Genomic DNA, 20,604 nt, shown 5'->3' on the forward strand with positions numbered 1-20,604 from the left:
GTGTGATCGAGATCACGCCTTCAGGACGATCTCGATCACCGGCACGGTAACGTCCGGGCGCCGGACCGGCAGTTCGAGCGTGATCATGCCTTCCGGCACCGTCACGCCGATATTGGAATCCACATCTTTGGCATGGCTCAGCCAGTGCACCTCGCTGGCGTCGTGCAGGAACTGCGCATAGGCGATCCTGTCGGCGAGACCTTCGATGTGGATGTGGCGGTAAGGCCAGTTGTAAACATGCAGATAAAGGCGGTTGCCACGCTGGGTATAACGACAGCCAGCCGGCACCGGATGGCCGGATGGCCCTGCCCCATAGATGGAGCGCCCGTTGACTTCCATCCAGCTCTGATAGACCTCGAGCGCACCGATGGCGCGCGCATCGAGCGTGCCCCGGCCGGTCGGGCCGACATTCATCAGCAGGTTGCCGCCGAGCGCGACGGAATCGATCAACAGCTGGATGATCTGTTCCGGGCTCTTCCAGGTATCCTCGTCGCGGTGATAACCCCAGGAACCGCTGAAGGTGTGGCAGGCTTCCCAGAGTACCCCCTGGCTGGCGATGGCGGGGGCCACGCGCGGCGTATATTGCTCCGGTGTCGTCACGTCTGGCAGGTTGCCGGGCGGCAGATCGAGGCGGTTGTTGACAATGATTTCAGGCTGCAGCTCGCGCACCAGATCGACCAGGCGCTCGCTCTCCCAGTCGGCACGCCCCTTGCCGGGCAGGCCGCGATATTCGCGCCCGGGGTAGCTGAAATCGAACCAGATGATGTCGATGCGGCCGAAGCCGGTCAGAAGCTCGCACACCTGTTCGCGCATATAGGCAGCGTAGTTGGCTATGTTACGGCCGGCGTTCAGCGCCTTGGCGTCGGGATGGTTGCGCAGCGGATGGTGAACGTCGATCGGGAAATCGGGATGGTGCCAGTCAAGCAGCGAATAGTAGAAGCCGATCCTCAGCCCCTCGGCGCGGAAGGCGTCGACCAGTAGCGTGAGCAGATCTTTGCCACAGGGCGTGTTCGGCGCCTTGTAGTCGGTCACCTTGCTGTCCCAGAGGCAGAAACCCTCGTGATGCTTGGTCGTCACCACGACATATTTCATGCCGGCAAGACGCGCCCGCCGCGCCCACTCCTTGGGATCGTAGAGATCAGGATCGAAATTGTCGAAATAGCGCTGGTAGTGGTCGTCGGTCAGCTCTTCGCGGTTCTTCAACCACTCGTGCCGGGCTCCCAAGGCATAGAGGCCCCAATGGATGAACATGCCCAGGCGATCCTGGCTGAACCAGGCGTGTTTGCCCGCCCCTCCCAATGCCGGATTTTCCGGCTGGCGTTCCGAACTCGTCACAGGTTTCTCCTCCCTGTTTTCCGGTTCAACGTCATATCGAACCGGTTCGGTAAATGATCATCTCGCCTGATCCGGCGTCTGTCAAGCCGAAATTCATGATCACAAGATCAGAAAGGCAAACCCAGCAAAGCAGCTGATTTGGAGCATACATGTTGCACCAATCAATAAAATCGGACATAACAAGACATTAGAACCGGTTCGATAGTCATGACCACCATACGAGATGTCGCGCGCCTTGCGGGGGTTTCAATCTCGACCGTCTCGCTGGCACTCAACAGCCCGAAGCGGGTCGGCGCCGAGACGCTTGACCGCATCCAGCAGGCAATAAAATCGACCGGTTACCGCATCGACCCGGTGGCCCAGACGCTGGCGCGCGGACGCAGCTCGCTGATCGGTTTCGTTTCGGCCAATCTCGGCAACATGTTCTTCGGCGATATCCGTAGAGAGATCGAGCACCAGGCGCTCGATCACGGCTATTTCGTCCTGATCGCCGACTCCTCCGGCAGGGCCGATCTCGAACGGGCGCTGCTGGAGCGGCTGGAGGCGCAGAAGATCGCCGGCATTGCGCTGGCGGCAAACGGGCGCGGCGAGGAATACGCCACGTTCCTGCGCGACTTCAAAACCCCGATCGTGATGTTCGACCAGAAGGTGGAAGGCGCCGAGCGTGATTTTGTCGGTTCCGACAACCCGCTGACCACCACTATCCTGACGGAACATCTGCTGCAGCTCGGCCACAGGCGGATCGGCTTCATCTCCGGGCCGAGCGGCCTGCACACTGCCGACGAGCGCCTGAAGGGTTTCATGAACACGATGGCCGGCGCCGGTGTGGACATCGATCCTTCGCTGGTGGTCGAAGGCGGCTACACCAGGACCGGCGGCCATGCACAGGCAATGCGCCTCTTGACCCGTCGCGACCGGCCGACCGCCATCATCGGCGCCAATAACATGACGGGCCTCGCAGCACTTCAGGTGATGCAGGAGATGGGTTTCCGCTGTCCTGACGACGTGTCGCTGGCGATGGTCGACGACGTGCCCTGGAGCAATGTCATCACGCCTCGCATCACCATGGTGGTGCAGGATGCGCAGAAGCTCGGGGAATTGACGGCACAACGTCTGCTGACAAGAATAGCAAGCCCGGAGGGCGCCGCCGCGCCGCCTGAAGATTTCATCCTGACGCCGAGATTCGTGCGCGGGGAATCGACCAGGCGGCTGTGAGGGCTTCTACCGATCCTCCCTCGTATGCCAAAGCCGCAATACATAGATTGTCGACTGCTGGATTTCGTAGCGTAGCTCGTAACGGCCGACGAGAATGCGGCGAACCTCTCGAGGATCAAACTCCTCGAGTCGCTCGCCGAGACGTGGCTGCTCAAGCAGCCGCGCAGGGGCTGCCGTCAGCGCCTGTACGGTTCGGGCCGCAGCCCGCCGGTCGACCGGAGAGAGAAAGTCGTATAAGCGGGTAACATCCGAAACCGCTTTGCTCGTCCATTTGACTTCCATCACCGGGGCAACGAAATCGGCTCGTCACTATCAAGACTATCAGCCCAGGCCTGAACAGCCTGGTGATCGACAACGTTTCCACTATCGACGTCGGCCAACGCCTCAAGCGTCAAACGCCGACGCTCCTCTTCCTGGTCGATCCATGCAGTCAGTGCCTGCTTGACGATCCAGCCGCGCGAGCGTTCGAGCCGCGATGCAAGTTGATCAACCTTCTGCGCAAGCGGCAATGGAACATGGGCAGTCAGAACTTTGGTCTCCATCGAAAACTCCATATCAATCACTTATAATCATAGCGATTAATTCTGATTATATCCAGTCACCTATATCTCAGAAAAGCTCGAAACATGTCGGCGGACTGACGGAATGTCGAGAGTTTGCGATAAAGCGCAGCGCCTGATTTTCAAGCAAAAACTGTCAAGGAAAAAGCCCGACTGCCACGGCCATTGAAAGAGCGCGAAATTTGTCATACATGTGTGATGAATCATGAGTTTCGCAGTGCCGAGCGTTTGGACGGCATTCGGATCAAAGCCGATGCGGGGGCAGGCGTGGCTATGCAGATGAAGGATCGCAGCAAAGGCTCCGGGTCGCTGGTCACACAGGTCGGCGAAAGCCTCCAGCAAGCCATATTAAGCGGCCAATATTCTGCCGGTGACAAGCTTCCGAGTGAACACGAGTTGACCGAAATACACGGAGTCAGCCGGACGGTCGTGCGCGAGGCCGTGGCTGCACTTCGCTCCGACGGGCTTGTCGAGGTGCGCCAGGGGGCCGGAATTTTCGTGCTCGGCGCCGATCCGGCGCTCTCCGCGCGGAAAGTCGACAAGGCCCGCGTCGCCTCCGATCTTGAAGTACTGGAGATCAGAACACCTGTCGAAATCGAAGCGGCGGGCCTCGCGGCCCTACGCCGCTCGCCGGCACAGGAGGAGGCGATATTCGAATGCCACCGGAAAATCCTCCAATGCATCGAGAGTGATCAATCCATTCGCGATGCGGATCTGGAGCTCCATGCCGCAATCGCCGAAGCCACGAATAATCCGCTGTTCAGGCAGTTCCTGGAATCCCAGGGGTCGGCGATCATCCCGCAGTCGAGGCTCGTCCCGGAATCGCGAACAGCCGAACAGACCGCCTACCGAAAGCTGATCCACAGGGAGCACGAAGCGATCGTCGTCGCCATTTCGGACAGGGACGATCACGCCGCCCGCAACGCCATGCGCGAGCATCTGGTCGGCAGCCAGGCCAGGTACCGCAACCTGCTGAGAGATCTGCGAAGCTTTACCAGCTGACACCTGATCCGGAATTGCGTGGAAGTCGGGCCGATTATGTACGCCCAGCCGGCAGGCGCTGGATGTGGCCCGAGGCTCTTGAGGCAAGTTCGCCCCCGAGTGGGGATATTGGCGCGAATCGTCCGCTATTTGTCCGGCGCGCGCATTTTCCCCTGTCTTCAAATCGCCGAATATGACTTCATGATCAACCCGCATGGAGTAAAAAATGTCCGGCCATGATACTGTCCTTTTCGTTATCGACGCTCAGGAGTCCTTCAGACACCGGGATTACTGGGACGAAAACCTCGTTTCCGCCTATATCGATCGTCAGCAGGCTCTGATCGACGGCGCGGAAGCCGATGGAATACCCATCATCCAGATCTTCCATGTCGATGAAAACGGGCCGTTTTCGGAAGCATCCGGGCTCGTCAGCACGCTCGCCCCGCTCAGGATCGCTCCCAAGGCGACGTTCAGGAAGAATCGTCATAGCGCCCTCGTCGGCTCGGGTCTCGACGTGTGGCTGACCGAGAACGGCGTCCGTCGTATCCTCGTCTCCGGCATCCGCACCGAACAGTGCTGCGAGACCACGACCCGCCATGCCTCCGATCTCGGCTATCAAGTCGACTATGTCGGCGAAGCGACCCTGACCTTCCCGATGACCGACGCAACGGGACGCACCTGGAGCGCCAGGGAAATCCGGGACCGGACCGAACTGGTTCTCTCAGACCGTTTCGCTCGGATCGCGACCGTCGAACAGGCATTGGCCGGGCGCGAAAAGTCGCTCGCCGCATGACAGACGCCGCGCAGCCCTTCGATATTCCGGTCTTCGTCGTCGTTCCGCCGCGCGTGCTGCTGCTCGACGTCGCCGGCCCGATCGAAGTGCTGCGCAAGGCGAACCTCGAACAGCGCGCAGTGCGCTTTACCGCCACCTATATCGGCCCATCGGCGACGGTCGGCAGTTCGATCGGCCTTGCCGTCACAGGCGTCGCAGCGTTGCCGCAGCGCTTGCCCGACAACGCGCTTGTCATCATTGCCGGCAGCGCCGACGCGCCGATGGCAAACAGCCACCCGTGGGACGAACAGGAACGCGCCGACCAGGCTGCCATTGTCGCATGGTTGAAGCGCGCCATCCGTCCGGGAATTCGACTGGCTTCGATCTGCTCGGGCGCATTGCTCGCTGCCGAGGCAGGTATGCTCGACGGCCGCGAGTGCACCACCCATCACGCCTGCATAGAGGATCTGGCAAGGCTCGCGCCCACCGCGCGCGTCCGGGACAACCGGCTCTATGTCGAGGACGGAGACCGCCTCACGAGCGCCGGCATCACCGCCGGTATAGACCTCATGTTGCATATCGTTGCCGAAGCGGCGGGACATGCCTGCGCGCTTGCGGTGGCGCGATATCTTGTCGTCTATCTCAGGCGCGGCGGCTCGGATCCGCAGCTTTCGCCCTGGCTTGAAGGTCGCAACCATATTCACCCGGTCATTCACCGTGCACAGGATGCAGTGGTCGCCAACCCCTCTGAGGACTGGTCGGTGGCGTCCCTCGCCCGCCTCAGCGGTGCCAGCCCGCGCAACCTTTCACGACTGTTCAACGAGCAGACGGGCATGAGCGTTACGGATTTCGTCAACCGTATGCGCGTGGCTCTTGCCCGCGAGATGCTCTCCGGTTCGCGGCTGGACATGGAGGCCGTCGCGATGCGGGCAGGCTTCGGTTCGGCGCGGCAGCTACGCCGCGCCTGGAACCGTCTGAATGACGGCCCGCCGAGCGCGGCGCGGGCAATGCTGCCCACAGATTCATAGACTGCTCGCCACCGGTCACCAGATCGCGAAGACGGTCGTGGACATATTCTCTCCCTATTTTCACGTTGAAGCGCTTGCCGCAATGGCTTGATGCTGCATGCTCGGTAAGAGATCCGTCTGGGGCAGACATCTGTGGAAGGCACGGCGCATCTGGCTTAAGAAATGACTGCACGCCCGTTGCGTCGTGTCGCTCCCGCGATGGAGGATGTATCGACGGAATTCGACGAGTTGCTGACCCATTCACGACTGAAAGCTAGTTGAAAGCTTCGACGTCATAGGAAGGGGCAGCATCGTGGAGGAGACACGGTCAAGGTGGCGAGACGACGATGCTGACAAACCACAGGAGGAGATTTCCATGCGTTCTTCACGCAGCCTTTTTCACACCGTCGCTTTTTCGACGCTTCTCGCCGCAGCATCTTTCGCTACCAGCGCCGCACATGCGGCCGATAAGATCACCATCATGGTCGGCGGTTATGAGAAGCAGATCTATCTGCCCGCCAAGCTTGCCGAATCGCTCGGATACTTCAAGGACGAGGGTCTCGACGTCGAACTGCTGAATGAAGCTGCCGGCGTCGACGCCGAAAACCAGCTTCTGGCCGGCGCCGTCCAGGGCGTGGTCGGCTTCTACGACCACTGTGTGGACCTGCAGGCCAAAGGCAAATTCGTCGAATCCATCGTCCAGTTCAGCCAGGCGCCGGGCGAAGTCGAGATGGTTTCGAGCAAGCATCCTGACATCAAGTCGCCGGCCGACTTCAAGGGCAATAGCCTCGGCGTCACCGGTCTCGGCTCGTCCACCAACTTCCTGACCCTCTTCATGGCCTCGAAGGCCGGCCTGAAGTCCGGCGACGTCGTGACAATTCCAGTCGGCGCCGGCGGCACCTTCATCGCCGCCATGCAACAGGATCAGATCCAGGCCGGCATGACGACCGAGCCGACGATCTCGCGCATGATCAAGACCGGCGAGGCGAGCGTGCTCGTCGACATGCGCACGGTCGAGTCGACCCGTCAGGCGCTCGGCGGCACCTATCCGGCCGCCTCACTCTACATGGAAGCCTCCTGGGTCGACGCGCACAAGGAAGAGGCACAGAAGCTCGCCAACGCCTTCGTCAAGACGTTGCGCTACATCAACACGCATTCAGCCGCCGAGATCGCGGACAAGATGCCGAAGGACTTCTACGTCGGCGACAAGGACGGCTACATCAAGGCTCTCGACGAGGGCAAGGGCATGTTCACACCTGATGGCGTCATGCCGGAAGACGGTCCGAAGACCGTGCTTGCCGTGCTCTCGGAGTTCTCCAAGAACGTCAAGGGCAAGCAGATCGACCTTTCCAAGACCTACACGACGGAATTCGTCAAGAACGTCAAGTAAGGCGTCGCGCCGCTTCCGGTCCCAACCGGAAGCGGCCTCCCGATCGATCCATGGGCATTGCGTGCACGCGCCCAAAGCACGCCTCAGGTATCATCATGCAACATGACAAGAACCAGATCCCGGCGATCGAGCTGATCAACGTCAGCCGCCGCTTCGTCTCACCCTCCGGCAAGTCCCTTACGGCCTTGCGCGATTTCAACATGACTGTCGCCCGCGGAGAGTTCGTCGCCGTCGTCGGCCCTACCGGATGCGGCAAATCGACGACGCTCAACCTTGTGACGGGTCTCGCACGCCCGAGCGCCGGTGAAGTCCGGCTGATGGGCGGTCCGATCACCGGCATCGACCCGCGTGTCGGCTTCGCATTCCAGACCGACGCACTCTTTCCCTGGAAGAACGTGATCGACAACGTCATGGCCGGTCCGCTGTTTCGGGGCAAGTCGCGCACTGAAGCGGAAAAGAGCGCACGCGACTGGCTGGCCCGCGTCGGCCTTTCGAAATTTCTCCATCATTACCCCCACCAGCTTTCTGGCGGCATGCGCAAGCGCGTCTCCCTGGCACAGACCTTCATCAACGAGCCGGAGATTCTGCTGATGGACGAGCCGTTTTCGGCCCTCGACGTCCAGACCCGCACGGTCATGCATGAAGAGCTCTTAAAGCTATGGGCGGAGCGCAAGGCCTCGGTGGTGTTCGTGACCCACGACCTCGAAGAGGCTGTCGCCCTTGCCGACAAGGTCTATGTCCTGACCGCCGGCCCCGCGACGGTAAAGTCGGTCTACACGATCAATCTCCCCCGCCCGCGCGTCGTGTCGGAAATCCGCTACGAGCAGAGCTTCATCGACTACTGCAAGACGATCTGGGAGGACCTCCGCGAGGAGGTGGAGACCAGCTACCGCCGCGCGAGCGAAGCGGCCTGAGGGAGGATATCATGGCAAACACCACACTTGAGGCCGGTTCGGCCACCATGTTTCGGCCGGGCACGTCGGACACAGAAATCGAGGCATCGGCGCTGAAGGCAATGCGCCGGCGCAAGACGCTGGTGCGCTTCTGGCAGATCGCCATCCTGGTCTTCGTGATCGGCATGTGGGAGCTGTCTTCCAACATGCAATGGATCGATCCATTCTTCTATTCGAGCCCAAGCGGCGTCGTTCAGCGCCTCTACGAATGGGCAACCGAAGGCACCACGGAAGGTTCGCTCTGGTATAATCTATGGGTGACGATGGAGGAGGCCTTGATCGGCTTCTTCGCGGGTTCGATCACCGGCGTCTTCGTCGGCATTGGTCTTGGCCGCAACCGCTTCCTGTCAGACATTTTCTCCGTCTATATCAAGGCGATCAACTCGATACCGCGCGTCGTTCTCGCCCCCATCTTCATCATGATCATGGGTCTCGGCCTGCCCTCCAAGGTTGCTCTCGCCTTCATCATGGTGTTCTTCGTGGTCTTTGCAAACGCCTTCCAGGGCGTGCGCGAGGCCGACCGCAACATGATCGCCAATGCCCGCATTCTCGGCGCCTCGGATTGGCAGGTCACCCGCACCGTGGTCATTCCGTCGGCGATGAGCTGGATCTTCGCCAGTCTGCACGTGTCCTTCGGTTTCGCGATCATCGGCGCAATCGTCGGCGAATTCGTCGGTGCCCGCTTCGGCATCGGCCAGCTCATCTCGATCGCCAAGGGTACCTTCGATGCCGCCGGCATGTTCGCGGCAATCCTCCTCGTCATGGTCGTCACGCTTTTTGCCGAATACATCATGACATTGATCGAGAACCGCCTGGCGAAATGGCGCCCGCAGCAGCACCTCGATACCCAGTGATCAAATCGACCTCCTCCCACTGCATAATTCCTTAAATCGGAATCGATTTCAGGATAAAATTATGCAACGATTCAAAGTGTTACAGCGTCCTTTGCGCGTCTGAAAAGACGCGCGGCGCTGTAAGGCAGATCGAACAGAAGGCCGGGTGCATACCCGGCCTTCTGTTACTTGATGTGGGAGCAATATTGAAACGAGCGATACTTCGGTTCACGTGAGCGGAATCCGCACGGTCACGATGAGCCCACCACCTTCCGCATCGTCGAGCGAGACTGAACCTCCGGCGCCTTCGACGACCTCCCGAACGATCGCAAGCCCCAGACCGCTCCCCTCGCCTTCGGTCCCCATGACCCGGTAGAATCGTTCGAAAACCTGCTCGCGCTCCTCGCTCGGAATACCCGGCCCGTTGTCTTCGACGGTCACCACGGCGTTGCCGTCCGCCTGCCCGACGGCGACGGTCACCCGTCCATTCGGGCGGGTATAGCGGATCGCATTGTCTATGAGGTTGACCAACATCTCGCGCAGCATCGTCGCGTCGCCGTCGACAATGACCGGGCGGACGGCTTCCAGGCCGACGTCGATGTTGCGCCTCAGCGCCTCTTCGGCATGCGCTTCCAGGATCTCGCGGGCAGCCTTCGTAAGGTCGGTCGCATCGCTGCGCGGGCGCCGGCTTCCGGGCTCGGCCCGCGACAAGGTGAGGAGCTGGCTGGCAAGACGCGAAATCTGCTTCGTGCTGGTGCGAAGGGCGACAAGCGCCTCGTCACGGCGGGCCGCATCGGCTTCGCGGGCCGCCACGCTCGCCTGCGTCGAAATCAGCGCCAGGGGGGTTCGCAGTTGGTGCGCAGCATTCGATACGAACCGTCGCTGCGCGGCCATCTGGTTCTGGACGCGCTCCATGTAGTCGTTCAGGGCGTGAACGAGCGGTTGCAGCTCGCTCTGCACCATCTCCGGCGGCAGCGGATCGAGACGGTTGCGCCCGCGCTGGCGCAGGGCGTCCCGCAGTCTCAGCGCAGGGGCCAGGCCCCGCTGAAGGCCGAGGATGGTCACCAGGCTTGCGACGAAGACGAGCACGAACTGCTTCGAAAAATCCGAGAGCCACAATTGCCTTCGCATCGCATACTGGCTGTTATGCGTAACGGCGACGGTCACGGAGATCGCGCCGTCATCGGGAAGGCCGACGACAGGATGATCGAGCATCAGGACGCGCACATCGGCACCGTGGAAGGCACGATTCTCACCGGTCAGTTGGACGGCCGGCAACGGCAGGTCGGGAAAGCCGCTGACCAGACTGCCAAATGCCGTGATGACCTGATAGGACACCCGGTCGCCGAAGCCCGTATCAAACATCTCTAGCGCGGAAGGCGGCACGTCCACCTGAACATTGCCGCCCTCGTCGACGCGGACGGCTTCGGCAATGACGCGCGCCGATGCCAGAAGTGTTCGATCCGTCACCAGCTTTGCTGTGGCGTCAGCCGTCCAGAAGCTGTCGTAAAGATTGAAGCCGATCGCGCCGAACAGGGTCAGCAGCACCCAGCAGAGCAGCTGCACCCTCAGGCTCTGGCTGAGCCGCGCGATCGTCGCGCCCACCGTGGTGACGAGGCTACTGGACATGTCTGAGGAGATAACCAAGTCCGCGCAACGTGGCGATTTGAACCGTACTGCTCTCGAGTTTCTTTCGCAGCCTGTGGACGTAGATTTCGATGGCACTCGGATCCGCCTCGTCGTCGAACCCGAACACGCTTTCTGAAAGGGCGGCTTTCGAGACGGTGTTGCCAAGCTTCATGACGAGCTGTTCAAGAACGGCATATTCGCGCGGCGTCAGTTGCAGCAGCTCGCCTGCGACGAAAAACTGCCGCGTCCCGCCGGAGAAGCGCAGGTTGCCGACGGTAATCTCGGATGATGCCCGGTCCTGGCCGCGGCGGACCACTGCACGAATCCTCGCTTCGAGCTCGGCGATTTCGAAGGGTTTGGCGAGATAGTCGTCGGCACCGCTGTCAAGCCCTGCAACACGGCCGTCCAGGCTCGCATTCGCGGTCAAGATGATGACCGGCAGCTTGTTTCCGGACTGCCGCAATCGCTTCAAAAGCGTCAATCCGTCAAGCTTGGGCAGCGCCAGGTCGAGGATCATCGCCGAATACTCGGCGACCTTGAGCATATGCTCCGCGTCCTCGCCGTCATGGGCAATGTCGATAGCATATTGCGCCTGTCGCAGGGCTTTACCCAGCCAGGCCGCCAGATCCTTGTTGTCCTCCACCACAAGCAGTCGCATCCGACCTCCTTAGCATGCGCAGGCGGTCCGGCGGAAGCGCGACACGGTTTCCACAACTGATGCTTGGCCTTTATTCCCGACCGAAGCAGAAAGAGATGCTATCACCTGCGATTGCCCTAAGCGTCGTCAACGAGCGCCCCCGTCGGCGCTTCCGGAATGGTCTTCGACTGCAACCGCGACGTCCCGGTCTCCGGCGGCTCGGTTCCCCAGATTTCGATCTGGGTCAGCGCCGGATAGGGCGAGGCGTCCTCGGCCTTGATCAGACCGTGCAGTTCCACCCATTCGACGATGCAGGGCTCTATCGGAAAGGCCTGGCCGACGCCCGATTTCACCAGCGGAAAACAGGCGGTCTTGCCGTTCGAGAAGGTGACGCTGACCTTTTCCCACCAGGAATCATGCGGGAAGTCGGCCCGGAGATAGAAAACGATCTCGTCGATCCTGACCGGCCTGCCGAATTCCACCGTCAGCGCCGCTTGCGGATCGCGATTGATGCCCCAGCTCGTATAGGGCCAGAAGCCGTGATCATCGTTGGCCTTTTCGCCGTCGATCGCATTGCGCGCGGCAAAGACCGCTTCGCCCCGGGTCTCGACATTGGCGCGCGCATGCGGAAACAGAACCCGATTGGCGTGATCGTCCCAGGGGTTCAGGGCGAGATTGCGCCGATCGACAATCTCGTCAGAGCGCGTGCTACGCACTGAAAGCCGGTGGATATCGCCCCTGAACGCATTCGGCGAATAAGGTTTGCGCTTGTCGCCGAAGGGCACGGCGAGCGAATAGGCGCATTCCTTCATATAGACCAGGCCGGGTTGGATCGCGCCATCAAGGGCGAGGAAGACATGTCCGGGCTCGGAGACCTCCACGACCACGCGATCGCCTTCGCGATAGCTCTGGCGATAGACCAGGAACGTCTCGTCCCGGCCTGTGGAACTCGCCAGCACTGCCCCATCGGCATCCACGATCTTCAGCGTCAATTCCATGCTCGTCCTCCCCAGAGCATGATGCCGAAAAGTGTGAGTGATTTTCGGACGACATCATGCTCTAACTATTTAATTTAGAACAGGATTCAGACCTCAGGCCGACCCGGCCTAAATCATCCTGTTCTAGACGATCCGCAATCTCAGGAGCCTGCCGGCAAGCGGCACGCGCAGCCGGTAGATTTTCTCGGGCCAGGCCGATCTCAGCCGGGCGTCGTCCACGACGATTTCGTCGATTTCGATTTCGCCGGCGCCCTCGACGAAAATGCTGCCGAGGTCGGCCAGATCGATCCTGTCCGGGCTGACGGTCGGCGCCAGGCATGTCATCAGCGACAGGACCGCCGGCTTGCCCCCGTCATAGGTGTCGACGATCTCGACATCGCGGCCGCGCAACAGGGAAACGACGCGGCAGTAGCTGTGCAGTTGCGCTTCGGGGGGATAGGCGCTTGATATATCGAGCGATATGCGCGCGTGCTCCTCGTCGAACTCGACCTCGACATCGCGGGCGCCAAAGGCTTCGCCGGCCGACTGCATGACGCCTGCGAATGTCGGCAGGTTGTGGAAAGCCGACTGCATCGTCCATATCTCGTAGCGCCGCGCCGAAAAGGTCTTTGCAGTATAGATCTCGACGCCGACATCGATCAGGAACGGACGTCCGTTCTTGTAAAGCGTGACACTTCCGACATCGTTATGATTGTGGCCCTCGCCATTGTTGCCGCCCTTGACGGCAAGCGAAAACTGCCCGTCGCGGGCGATGAACAGGCCGATGCCGGGATAGAAGATATCGCGCCCGGACGCAGGATGCGGCGGGGCGGCAATGGGAGGCGTCGGGCCGGCCAGCAGTTCCTGCACGCGATACCAGAGGTTCCATTCCCCCGGCAGATGCGGATTGTCGGAAGCGGCTCTGTCGGATGCAGCGAACTCAGCCAGCATCTCAGAGCCGACCGCCCGTCCGAACAGGTATTCCCGCGCGCTGCAGGGTTCGACCACAGCGGAGGAATCCGCGAAGTTGAAATAATAGCGGCCGGCCACATGCATATGGGCAATATATTCGGCCATGTTGCGGATCTTCGGCTGCTGCCAGACCCCGGCAAACAGGTCCGGCGCCACGGCATCCAGGATGGTCAACGCACCATGCAGGCAGAGTGCGGCGTGGCGGTAGTAGAGCACACCCTCTTCGCAGGCTCCGTCCTCGGCATAATCCTTCAGGAAGGCGTCGAGGCTGCCGAGCGCCTTTTTGACGACGGCGTGACGCGTGGGTTGACCTGTGTTCAGGGAGAAGACCGTCAACAGGACGTTCTGGCTTATCCATGCCGTCCAGTTGTTCATCCGCTCCTCGCCGCGACCCATCCACCAGAAATGCCGGCCGAGATAGGGCGAAAGGATGCGGATCTCGATCTCGCGCTCTATGCGTGCCGCAATCTCGGGGTTGATGCGGTCGAGCTCGTCGCGAAGCAATGCGACTATGGTGGCAAGCAGGGCTGCCGTTTCGGCGGCGAAGAGATCGACGACAGGCTGCGAAGTGTCGGGAAGCGGCAGGCGCGCGCCGCTTCGTTCATAGGCGTTATGCGCCGGAAGCTGCCAGCCGCTCTCCTCCGCAATCAGGAAGATGCCGTCGACGATCTTCGGCAGGAACCGCAGCTTGCCTTCGATGAGTTCGCCGAGCACCAGATTGTTGAGCATCCGCCGCCGCGTGAAATAAAGCTCCTCGAAGCGCGAGCGGTTGCCCGTTGCGGTGAACTCCCGGTAATCCGAGGCCGCAATCAGCGGCCAGGCGCGCGCAAGCGTCTCTTCGGCCTCCTGAATGACCAGATCCCCTACCGCTTGCGGCACAGCGCTCCATCTGGCGCGATCGGAGCAGACCGCCACGGGCGTGAAATCGCCCAGCACATCCGGCAGCTCCCCTGAAATCTCGCTGAACATGTCTCTCCCCGTACCGGAAAAGCATCGATGGCCGTTTGGTCTGCATGCTCACCTATCATATGTATTTTGCGCTTTCCATAAAATTCGTATGACCTGTTCAGAACTTGTTTGACCAATACCGGATATGTGCTATGTCGTTGCGGGAGGAAGAGGAGGCATCGGTGTCCCTATCGAATTCGGTCATCGCGACGGATGGCGCTCTGGCAACCTCCGGTCGGAAGGTCGCGGTCCTGTCCAAGCGCCAGCGCAGGATACGCAACGCGCTCGTCGCCTATTCCTTCATCGCGCCGAACTTCCTCGGCTTTGCCGTCTTCACGCTCGGCCCGATCCTGTTCGCCTTCGTGCTCGCCTTCATGCATTGGGACGGTTCGAATGCGATCACCTTCGCCGGCTTCGACAATTTCTGGCGGCTCTTCGACGACAAGGCCTTCATCGCGGCGTTCTGGAACACGGTCATCTATACGGTCGCTTCCGTGCCGGCGACGCTCATATGTGCGCTCGGCCTCGCCGTTCTTCTCAACCAGAAGATCGCGGGGCGCGATTTCTTCCGCACGGCGATGTTCTTCCCCTATGTCGCCTCGCTGGTGGCCGTCGCGGTCGTCTGGAACATGATCTTCAATCCCGAGATGGGACCGGTGAACATGATCCTCTACACGCTCGGCCTCGATCCCAAGAACATGCCGGGATGGGCGGCTGATCGCCACTGGGCGATGGTGACAGTGATCCTCTTCGGCATCTGGAAGAACATGGGCTATTACATGGTCATCTATCTGGCCGGCCTGCAGGGCATCAATTCGGAGCTCTATGAGGCCGCCGATCTCGATGGCGCCAATTCCTGGCAGAAGTTCATCCATGTCACCGTGCCGCAGCTTGGGCCGACGACCTTCTTCGTCACCGTCATGTTGACGATCCAGTCCTTCAAGGTGTTCGACCAGATCTACATGATCACCCAGGGTGGGCCTGGCACCTCGACGCTCGTCCTCGTCTACCACATCTACAACGAGGCCTTCATTTCCTGGGATCTCGGCTATTCCAGCATGGTTGCGCTCGTTCTGTTCTTCCTCGTGCTCGCGGTCACCGTCTTCCAGTTCCGGCGCCAGAGGGAGGATGGCGAATGAGGATCGCCGGACGCAAGGTGACCGTCAGATCGGTCGCGATCTACGCCATCGTCATCGCCGTCACGCTCATCATGCTGATGCCCTTTGCCTGGATGCTATCGGCATCGCTGAAGCTCAGCCGCGACGTCTTCTCCTTCCCGATCGAGTGGATACCGTCCGAGCCGCAATGGCATAACTACGTCGATATCTGGACGAAGATCCCGCTTGCGCTCTTCATCTACAACACGTCGAAGCTGACGATCATCGTCACGCTGCTGCAGCTTCTGACCTCCAGCTTTGCGGCCTACGCCTTCGCCAAGCTGAATTTCCCCTACAAGAACACCCTGTTCCTCGGCTACATCGCCACCATCGCCATGCCCTGGCAGGTCTATATGGTGCCGCAATTCCTGTTAATGCGCGAATTCGGCCTCAACAACACGCATCTGGCGCTGATCTGCCTGCAGGCTTTCACCGCCTTCGGCGTCTTCCTGATGCGGCAGTTCTACATGTCGATCCCGACCGAACTCTGCGAGGCGGCCCGCATCGACGGCATGAACGAGTATCAGATCTGGGCGCGCATCATGCTGCCGCTGTCGAAGCCCGCGCTCTCGACGCTGACGATCTTCACCTTCGTCACCACCTGGAACGATTTTCTCGGGCCGATGATCTACCTGACCAAGACCGAGCTGAAGACCGTCCAGATCGGCCTGCGCATGTTCATCTCGCAATATTCGGCTGAATACGGGCTCATCATGGCAGCCTCCGTCGTCGCCCTCATTCCCGTTCTCGTCGTCTTCCTCTCTCTCCAGCGCTTCTTCGTCGAGGGCATCGCCTCGACGGGACTGAAGGGTTAAATCCATGAACGCCGTCTCGTCCGTCGCCCCGCAGCCGATCACCGATCCGGAGGTCAAAGCCGCGCTCGATCTTGCCGTCGGGCAAATCAGGCGCAACCTCCCCCAGTTCACCCATGCCTCACAGAACCATTCGAGTGTCGGAAATTTCTATCCCGCGGTGGCGAACGATCAATGGACCGCAGGCTTCTGGCCCGGAGAGCTGTGGCTCGCTTTCGAGCATAGCGGCGAGGCGGTTTTCCGGAATGCCGCGCAGATCCAGGTCCAGTCGTTCCTGCATCGGATCGTGAACCGCATCGAGACGGATCATCACGACATGGGCTTTCTCTATTCGCCCTCCTGCATCGCCGCCTGGAAGCTCGTCGGAGATGAGGATGGCCGCAGGGCCGCCTTGCTCGCCGCCGACCAGTTGATCGAGCGTTTCCAGCCCATCGGCCAGTTCATCCAGGCCTGGGGCCGCAAGGGAGTGGCGGAAGAATACCGCTACATCATCGACTGCCTGCTGAACTTGCCGCTTCTCTACTGGGCGAGCCGCGAGACCGGCGATCCGAAATACCGTGAGATCGCTCTCATTCACGCCCGCACCACGCTCGCCAACTCGGTTCGGCCGGATGATTCCACCTATCATACCTTCTACATGGACCCGGTCACGGGAGCGCCGGTGCGCGGCGCCACCAAGCAGGGTTACAGGGACGACAGCGCATGGGCGCGCGGACAGGCCTGGGCCATTTCAGGAATGGCGCTCTCCTATCGCTATGAGCGGATCGAGGAATATATCAGGACCTTCGACCGGCTACTCGCCTTCTATCTCAACCGCCTGCCGGCCGACATGGTGCCCTATTGGGATCTCGTCTTTTCGGACGGCGATGGCGAGCCACGCGACAGCTCGTCGGCGTCGATCGCCGCCTGCGGCCTTCTGGAGATGGCTGATCTCGTCGAGCCGGAACCGGCCGCACGCTATCGCACGCTGGCGCGCCGCATGATGAAGAGCCTTGCGGATCATTATGCGGTCAAGGATCCCGCCGTCTCCAACGGCCTGGTGCTGCACGCCACCTATTCGAAGAAATCGCCGTTCAACACCTGCCGCGGCGAGGGTGTCGATGAATGCGTCTCCTGGGGAGATTATTATTACATGGAAGCTTTGACGCGCCTTTCGCGCAGCTGGTCTTCCTATTGGTGAATTCAGGAGGACCCGATGGCCAGCATTTCGCTTAAAGAGCTGAACAAATCCTACGGCGCGCTCACCGTCGTCCACGACATCGACCTCGAAATCGCTGACAAGGAATTCATCATCCTGGTCGGCCCCTCCGGCTGCGGTAAATCGACGACGCTGCGGATGATCGCCGGCCTCGAGGAGATATCGGCAGGAGAGCTCAAGATCGGTGGCGACGTCATGAACGACGTCCCTTCCAAGGATCGGGATATCGCCATGGTCTTCCAGAACTATGCGCTCTACCCGCACATGACCGTCTACAAGAACATGGCGTTCGGCCTGCAGCTCAGGAAGGTATCGCGCGACTTCATCGATGCCCAGGTGCAGGACGCCGCGAGGATCCTCGACATCTCTCATCTCCTGAACCGCAAGCCGAAGGCGCTTTCGGGCGGGCAGCGCCAGCGCGTCGCGCTTGGCCGCGCCATGGTGCGCAATCCGGCGGTCTTCCTACTCGACGAGCCGCTTTCCAATCTCGATGCCAAGCTGCGCGGCACGATGCGCTCCGAAATCACCAAGCTCCACAAGCGCCTCAACGCCACCTTCATCTACGTCACTCACGACCAGGTGGAGGCCATGACCATGGCGGACCGGATCGTCGTCATGAAGGACGGGCATATCCAGCAGGTGGATACGCCCCAGAACCTTTACGACCGTCCCGTCAACATGTTCGTCGCCGGCTTCATCGGCGCGCCGCAGATGAACATGCTGCCCTCGACCATTTTGCGCCGGGGCGATGGCTACGTCGCCGTCTTCGACGGCCGGGAACTGCCGCTGCCTGCCCATTTCGACAAGAGCAGGATCGCCCCCTACGAGGGCCGCGAACTGGTGCTCGGCATCCGTCCGGAGAATTTCCACGAGCTGCCGCCGGCCGACATCGCACCGGAGAACCTGGCGCCCCTCAAGGCGGTCGTGGAACTTGCCGAGCCCATGGGCTCGGAAGTGCACCTGAACATGGTGGCAGGCGGGCGCAATCTCATCGCCCGCGTGTCGCCGCGCTACCGGCCTGATATCGGCGAGGAGGCGACGCTGGTCGCCGATATGACCAATGCGCAGCTGTTCGACAAGGAAACGGAACGCTCGATTCTATACTGAGGCGCGTGCGGGAGACGGCTATGCAGTGGTTGCGGGACATGTGGACGAGGGAGGGACCGGGCATTGCGAAGGATGCGCCGAAGAGGACCGGCCTTGCTCTGTTCGCCGAGATCCTCGTCCGCGAATGGTGGGAGATGGTCAAGCTGAACATCCTCTTCATCCTGGCCGGCCTCTTCGTCGTGACCCTGCCGGCAGCCCTCGCCGCCATGGCCCGGGTCTCGGTCGCCTTGGTGGAAGATCGCAACACCTATCTGCTGCGGGACTTCACGGAAGCCTTTCTGCGCTACTTCTGGCGCGCCACCGCCTGGGGCCTGGCGTTGTGCGGCGCGCTCGCAATCGGCATCCATGCGATCGTCACCTATGCCGCCGGCGCACGCGACAATCTGTTGCTGAGCGCACCACTGACGATCGCCCTCGTCGCCACCGCTTTCATCGCGGTCCTCGCCTGCCATCTCATCGTTCTCATGGTGATGCGCGATCTGCCGGCTCTGAGGCTGCTGCGCCTCGCCGCGCTCGCCTCCGTCATCCGTCCGCTCCCGGCGCTTGCCGCGCTCGCCTTCGCCGCCTGCCTGTGGCTGGCGCATATCCTCTTCTATCCGGTTTCGGTGTTCATGCCGGCAACCTTCAATTTTTCACTCGGAATGTTCGCCGTCGCATTCGGCGTCCATCGGGCGGCGGTGACGGTTCTAGACCTGCCAAACGCAACGCAGCCGCACCGCGAACCGCATGCACGAGACGCTTCATAAAACAACTGATCCAGAGATGATCCAGGGAAGGAGAACGGGAATGTATTTGGATAAATTCGGGAGGACGATGAGACTTGCCTTGGCAGGTTTCACCTTGGCCGCAACGACTGCCGGCGCAGCGCTTGCTGAGGACGCCGTGACGCTCAAATGGGCTTTGTGGGACTGGGACAAGACCGCCTATTACAAGCCGCTGATCGAGGCCTATCAGGCCAAACACCCCAATGTGAAGTTCGAGCCGATGGACCTCGGCTCGCAGGACTATCAGCAGATGATCTCGACGCAGCTGACCGGCGGCTCCAAGGATATCGACATCGTCACCATCAAGGACGTGCCGGGCTACACCAATCTGGTGCGCGCCGGCAACATCGCCGATCTCAGCAGCTTCGTGAAGGATCAGAAGATCGACCCGGCTCCCTATGGCGGCCTGATCGAGGAACTGACCATCGACGGCAAGATCTATTCGCTGCCGTTCCGCTCCGACTTCTGGATCGTCTATTACAACAAAGACATATTCGACAAAGCAGGCGTCCCCTACCCCACGAATGACATGACCTGGTCGCAATTCGACGCGACCGCAGAGAAGCTTTCAGGCGGCATGGGCACCAACAAGACTTACGGTGCGCTCCTGCATACCTGGCGGTCGACCGTTCAGCTGCCCGGCGTCCTCGACGGAAAACACACGCTGGTCGACGGCGACTACGAGTTCCTGAAGCCGTGGTACGAGAGGGCGCTCACCCTGCAGAAGGATGGCGCGATTCCTTCCTACGCCTTCCTGAAGACGTCAAACACGCATTATTCGGCGCTCTTCTTCAACGGCACGATCGGCATGCTGCCAATGGGAACCTGGTTCGTCGGCACCCAGATCACCAAGGTGAAATCGGGTGAATCGAAGAGCAAGAACTGGGGCATCGTGAAGTTCCCGCATCCCGACGGGGTCGCGGCCGGTACGACGGCCGCGCAGATTTCCGGCCTGGCGGTCAACGCCAATTCCGACCACAAGGATGCCGCTCTCGATTTCATCAAATTCGTCACCGGTCCTGAGGGCGCGGCCGTTATCGCGTCGACGGGCACCTTCCCCGCGCTCAAGACGGATGACGTCAGCGCCAAGATCGCGGCAACGCCCGGCTTTCCTGAGGATGCGGCCAGCAAGGAGGCGCTGAAGCCGTTGAAAACCTTCCTTGAGATGGCGGTCAACCCGAACGCCGCCAAGATCGAGGTCGTGCTCAACCGTGTGCATGACGCGATCATGACCGACAACACCTCCGTCGACGACGGGTTGAAGGAAATGACCGAAGGCGTGAAGGCCATCAAGTAGGCCCACGAGATATCGACGGCCGCGGGCTACCATCTGCCCGCGGCCGATCCTGTTCTTATG

20 protein-coding genes are annotated in these 20,604 nt (G+C 60.9%); 13 read left to right on the forward strand and 7 right to left on the reverse strand.

From position 1 onward, the window contains the following. Positions 1–12 precede the first annotated feature (12 nt). Positions 13–1,335, reverse strand: coding sequence for an alpha-L-fucosidase (locus ELH03_RS26150; RefSeq protein WP_130766907.1), 1,323 nt, complete (start codon positions 1,333–1,335; stop codon positions 13–15). Positions 1,336–1,542: 207 nt separating this feature from the next. On the opposite strand from ELH03_RS26150, the gene ELH03_RS26155 reads away from it, so the two are divergent. Next, complete coding sequence (locus ELH03_RS26155; protein ID WP_128401450.1) at positions 1,543–2,550, forward strand: LacI family DNA-binding transcriptional regulator; 1,008 nt, start codon at positions 1,543–1,545, stop codon at positions 2,548–2,550. A 6-nt stretch (positions 2,551–2,556) separates the two neighbouring features. Here the strand turns inward: ELH03_RS26155 and ELH03_RS26160 are convergent, their stop codons facing one another. Then, entirely contained in the window at positions 2,557–2,832 is a 276-nt protein-coding gene (locus ELH03_RS26160; RefSeq protein WP_029733073.1) for a type II toxin-antitoxin system RelE/ParE family toxin, read from the reverse strand. Beyond that, positions 2,832–3,092, reverse strand: a complete 261-nt coding sequence (locus ELH03_RS26165; RefSeq protein ID WP_047618843.1) for a CopG family ribbon-helix-helix protein — start codon at positions 3,090–3,092, stop codon at positions 2,832–2,834. Before ELH03_RS26165 ends, ELH03_RS26160 begins: the two co-directional genes overlap by 1 nt. 291 nt (positions 3,093–3,383) lie before the next feature. On the opposite strand from ELH03_RS26165, the gene ELH03_RS26170 reads away from it, so the two are divergent. From ELH03_RS26170 to ELH03_RS26195, 6 genes are all read left to right on the forward strand, one after another. Continuing rightward, positions 3,384–4,112, forward strand: coding sequence for a FadR/GntR family transcriptional regulator (locus ELH03_RS26170; protein ID WP_128401471.1), 729 nt, complete (start codon positions 3,384–3,386; stop codon positions 4,110–4,112). Positions 4,113–4,317: 205 nt separating this feature from the next. Further along, positions 4,318–4,884 carry an isochorismatase family protein gene (locus tag ELH03_RS26175; protein WP_128401451.1) on the forward strand — a complete coding sequence of 189 codons (567 nt, stop codon included), beginning with the start codon at positions 4,318–4,320 and terminating at the stop codon, positions 4,882–4,884. Next, positions 4,881–5,891, forward strand: a complete 1,011-nt coding sequence (locus tag ELH03_RS26180) for a GlxA family transcriptional regulator (protein ID WP_128401452.1) — start codon at positions 4,881–4,883, stop codon at positions 5,889–5,891. Before ELH03_RS26175 ends, ELH03_RS26180 begins: the two co-directional genes overlap by 4 nt. Before the next feature lie 355 nt (positions 5,892–6,246). Continuing rightward, entirely contained in the window at positions 6,247–7,260 is a 1,014-nt protein-coding gene (locus tag ELH03_RS26185) for an ABC transporter substrate-binding protein (RefSeq protein WP_128401453.1), read from the forward strand. A gap of 95 nt (positions 7,261–7,355) precedes the next feature. Continuing rightward, entirely contained in the window at positions 7,356–8,174 is an 819-nt protein-coding gene (locus tag ELH03_RS26190) for an ABC transporter ATP-binding protein (protein WP_130766908.1), read from the forward strand. Between the two features lie 11 nt (positions 8,175–8,185). Next, positions 8,186–9,067: an ABC transporter permease gene (locus tag ELH03_RS26195; protein ID WP_128401455.1), complete on the forward strand. Its 882-nt coding sequence runs from the start codon at positions 8,186–8,188 to the stop codon at positions 9,065–9,067. 207 nt (positions 9,068–9,274) lie between these two features. Here the strand turns inward: ELH03_RS26195 and ELH03_RS26200 are convergent, their stop codons facing one another. From ELH03_RS26200 to ELH03_RS26215, 4 genes are all read right to left on the reverse strand, one after another. Next, the gene (locus tag ELH03_RS26200; RefSeq protein ID WP_128401456.1) at positions 9,275–10,675 is read right to left on the reverse strand and encodes a sensor histidine kinase; all 1,401 of its coding nucleotides are present in this window, start codon (positions 10,673–10,675) and stop codon (positions 9,275–9,277) included. Continuing rightward, on the reverse strand, positions 10,665–11,333 hold the full coding sequence (locus ELH03_RS26205; protein ID WP_128401457.1) for a response regulator: 669 nt from the start codon (positions 11,331–11,333) through the stop codon (positions 10,665–10,667). Before ELH03_RS26205 ends, ELH03_RS26200 begins: the two co-directional genes overlap by 11 nt. Before the next feature lie 116 nt (positions 11,334–11,449). Then, positions 11,450–12,310: a carbohydrate-binding protein gene (locus tag ELH03_RS26210; protein WP_128401458.1), complete on the reverse strand. Its 861-nt coding sequence runs from the start codon at positions 12,308–12,310 to the stop codon at positions 11,450–11,452. Between the two features lie 123 nt (positions 12,311–12,433). Continuing rightward, a complete protein-coding gene (locus ELH03_RS26215) occupies positions 12,434–14,230 on the reverse strand; it encodes a heparinase II/III domain-containing protein (RefSeq protein ID WP_128401459.1) in 1,797 nt (598 codons plus the stop codon). Between the two features lie 131 nt (positions 14,231–14,361). On the opposite strand from ELH03_RS26215, the gene ELH03_RS26220 reads away from it, so the two are divergent. Genes ELH03_RS26220 through ELH03_RS26245 form a run of 6 tightly spaced genes read left to right on the forward strand, consistent with a single transcriptional unit; the run spans position 14,362 to position 20,544 of the window. Next, on the forward strand, positions 14,362–15,348 hold the full coding sequence (locus ELH03_RS26220; protein ID WP_128401460.1) for a carbohydrate ABC transporter permease: 987 nt from the start codon (positions 14,362–14,364) through the stop codon (positions 15,346–15,348). Further along, entirely contained in the window at positions 15,345–16,181 is an 837-nt protein-coding gene (locus tag ELH03_RS26225; protein ID WP_130766909.1) for a carbohydrate ABC transporter permease, read from the forward strand. Before ELH03_RS26220 ends, ELH03_RS26225 begins: the two co-directional genes overlap by 4 nt. Before the next feature lie 4 nt (positions 16,182–16,185). Continuing rightward, positions 16,186–17,358, forward strand: coding sequence for a glycoside hydrolase family 88 protein (locus tag ELH03_RS26230; RefSeq protein ID WP_130766910.1), 1,173 nt, complete (start codon positions 16,186–16,188; stop codon positions 17,356–17,358). A gap of 15 nt (positions 17,359–17,373) precedes the next feature. Then, positions 17,374–18,483, forward strand: a complete 1,110-nt coding sequence (locus tag ELH03_RS26235) for an ABC transporter ATP-binding protein (protein ID WP_128401462.1) — start codon at positions 17,374–17,376, stop codon at positions 18,481–18,483. Between the two features lie 20 nt (positions 18,484–18,503). Next, positions 18,504–19,229, forward strand: coding sequence for a DUF624 domain-containing protein (locus tag ELH03_RS26240; RefSeq protein WP_047620766.1), 726 nt, complete (start codon positions 18,504–18,506; stop codon positions 19,227–19,229). Positions 19,230–19,269: 40 nt separating this feature from the next. Then, the gene (locus ELH03_RS26245) at positions 19,270–20,544 is read left to right on the forward strand and encodes an ABC transporter substrate-binding protein (RefSeq protein ID WP_130766911.1); all 1,275 of its coding nucleotides are present in this window, start codon (positions 19,270–19,272) and stop codon (positions 20,542–20,544) included. The last annotated feature ends 60 nt before the right edge of the window (positions 20,545–20,604 follow it).

This window comes from Rhizobium beringeri, from assembly GCF_004306515.1.
GTDB lineage: Bacteria > Pseudomonadota > Alphaproteobacteria > Rhizobiales > Rhizobiaceae > Rhizobium > Rhizobium beringeri.

What these genes read in the sequence shown, in the direction of transcription:
- ELH03_RS26235 (WP_128401462.1), top strand. Translation starts at nt 17,374, where the DNA reads ATGGCCAGCATTTCGCTTAAAGAGCTGAACAAATCCTACGGCGCGCTC.
- ELH03_RS26185 (WP_128401453.1), top strand. Translation starts at nt 6,247, where the DNA reads ATGCGTTCTTCACGCAGCCTTTTTCACACCGTCGCTTTTTCGACGCTT.
- ELH03_RS26200 (WP_128401456.1), bottom strand. Translation starts at nt 10,675, where the DNA reads ATGTCCAGTAGCCTCGTCACCACGGTGGGCGCGACGATCGCGCGGCTC.
- ELH03_RS26225 (WP_130766909.1), top strand. Translation starts at nt 15,345, where the DNA reads ATGAGGATCGCCGGACGCAAGGTGACCGTCAGATCGGTCGCGATCTAC.
- ELH03_RS26220 (WP_128401460.1), top strand. Translation starts at nt 14,362, where the DNA reads ATGTCGTTGCGGGAGGAAGAGGAGGCATCGGTGTCCCTATCGAATTCG.
- ELH03_RS26190 (WP_130766908.1), top strand. Translation starts at nt 7,356, where the DNA reads ATGCAACATGACAAGAACCAGATCCCGGCGATCGAGCTGATCAACGTC.
- ELH03_RS26230 (WP_130766910.1), top strand. Translation starts at nt 16,186, where the DNA reads ATGAACGCCGTCTCGTCCGTCGCCCCGCAGCCGATCACCGATCCGGAG.
- ELH03_RS26210 (WP_128401458.1), bottom strand. Translation starts at nt 12,310, where the DNA reads ATGGAATTGACGCTGAAGATCGTGGATGCCGATGGGGCAGTGCTGGCG.
- ELH03_RS26205 (WP_128401457.1), bottom strand. Translation starts at nt 11,333, where the DNA reads ATGCGACTGCTTGTGGTGGAGGACAACAAGGATCTGGCGGCCTGGCTG.
- ELH03_RS26215 (WP_128401459.1), bottom strand. Translation starts at nt 14,230, where the DNA reads ATGTTCAGCGAGATTTCAGGGGAGCTGCCGGATGTGCTGGGCGATTTC.
- ELH03_RS26175 (WP_128401451.1), top strand. Translation starts at nt 4,318, where the DNA reads ATGTCCGGCCATGATACTGTCCTTTTCGTTATCGACGCTCAGGAGTCC.
- ELH03_RS26160 (WP_029733073.1), bottom strand. Translation starts at nt 2,832, where the DNA reads ATGGAAGTCAAATGGACGAGCAAAGCGGTTTCGGATGTTACCCGCTTA.
- ELH03_RS26195 (WP_128401455.1), top strand. Translation starts at nt 8,186, where the DNA reads ATGGCAAACACCACACTTGAGGCCGGTTCGGCCACCATGTTTCGGCCG.
- ELH03_RS26165 (WP_047618843.1), bottom strand. Translation starts at nt 3,092, where the DNA reads ATGGAGACCAAAGTTCTGACTGCCCATGTTCCATTGCCGCTTGCGCAG.
- ELH03_RS26155 (WP_128401450.1), top strand. Translation starts at nt 1,543, where the DNA reads ATGACCACCATACGAGATGTCGCGCGCCTTGCGGGGGTTTCAATCTCG.
- ELH03_RS26245 (WP_130766911.1), top strand. Translation starts at nt 19,270, where the DNA reads ATGTATTTGGATAAATTCGGGAGGACGATGAGACTTGCCTTGGCAGGT.
- ELH03_RS26240 (WP_047620766.1), top strand. Translation starts at nt 18,504, where the DNA reads ATGCAGTGGTTGCGGGACATGTGGACGAGGGAGGGACCGGGCATTGCG.
- ELH03_RS26170 (WP_128401471.1), top strand. Translation starts at nt 3,384, where the DNA reads ATGCAGATGAAGGATCGCAGCAAAGGCTCCGGGTCGCTGGTCACACAG.
- ELH03_RS26180 (WP_128401452.1), top strand. Translation starts at nt 4,881, where the DNA reads ATGACAGACGCCGCGCAGCCCTTCGATATTCCGGTCTTCGTCGTCGTT.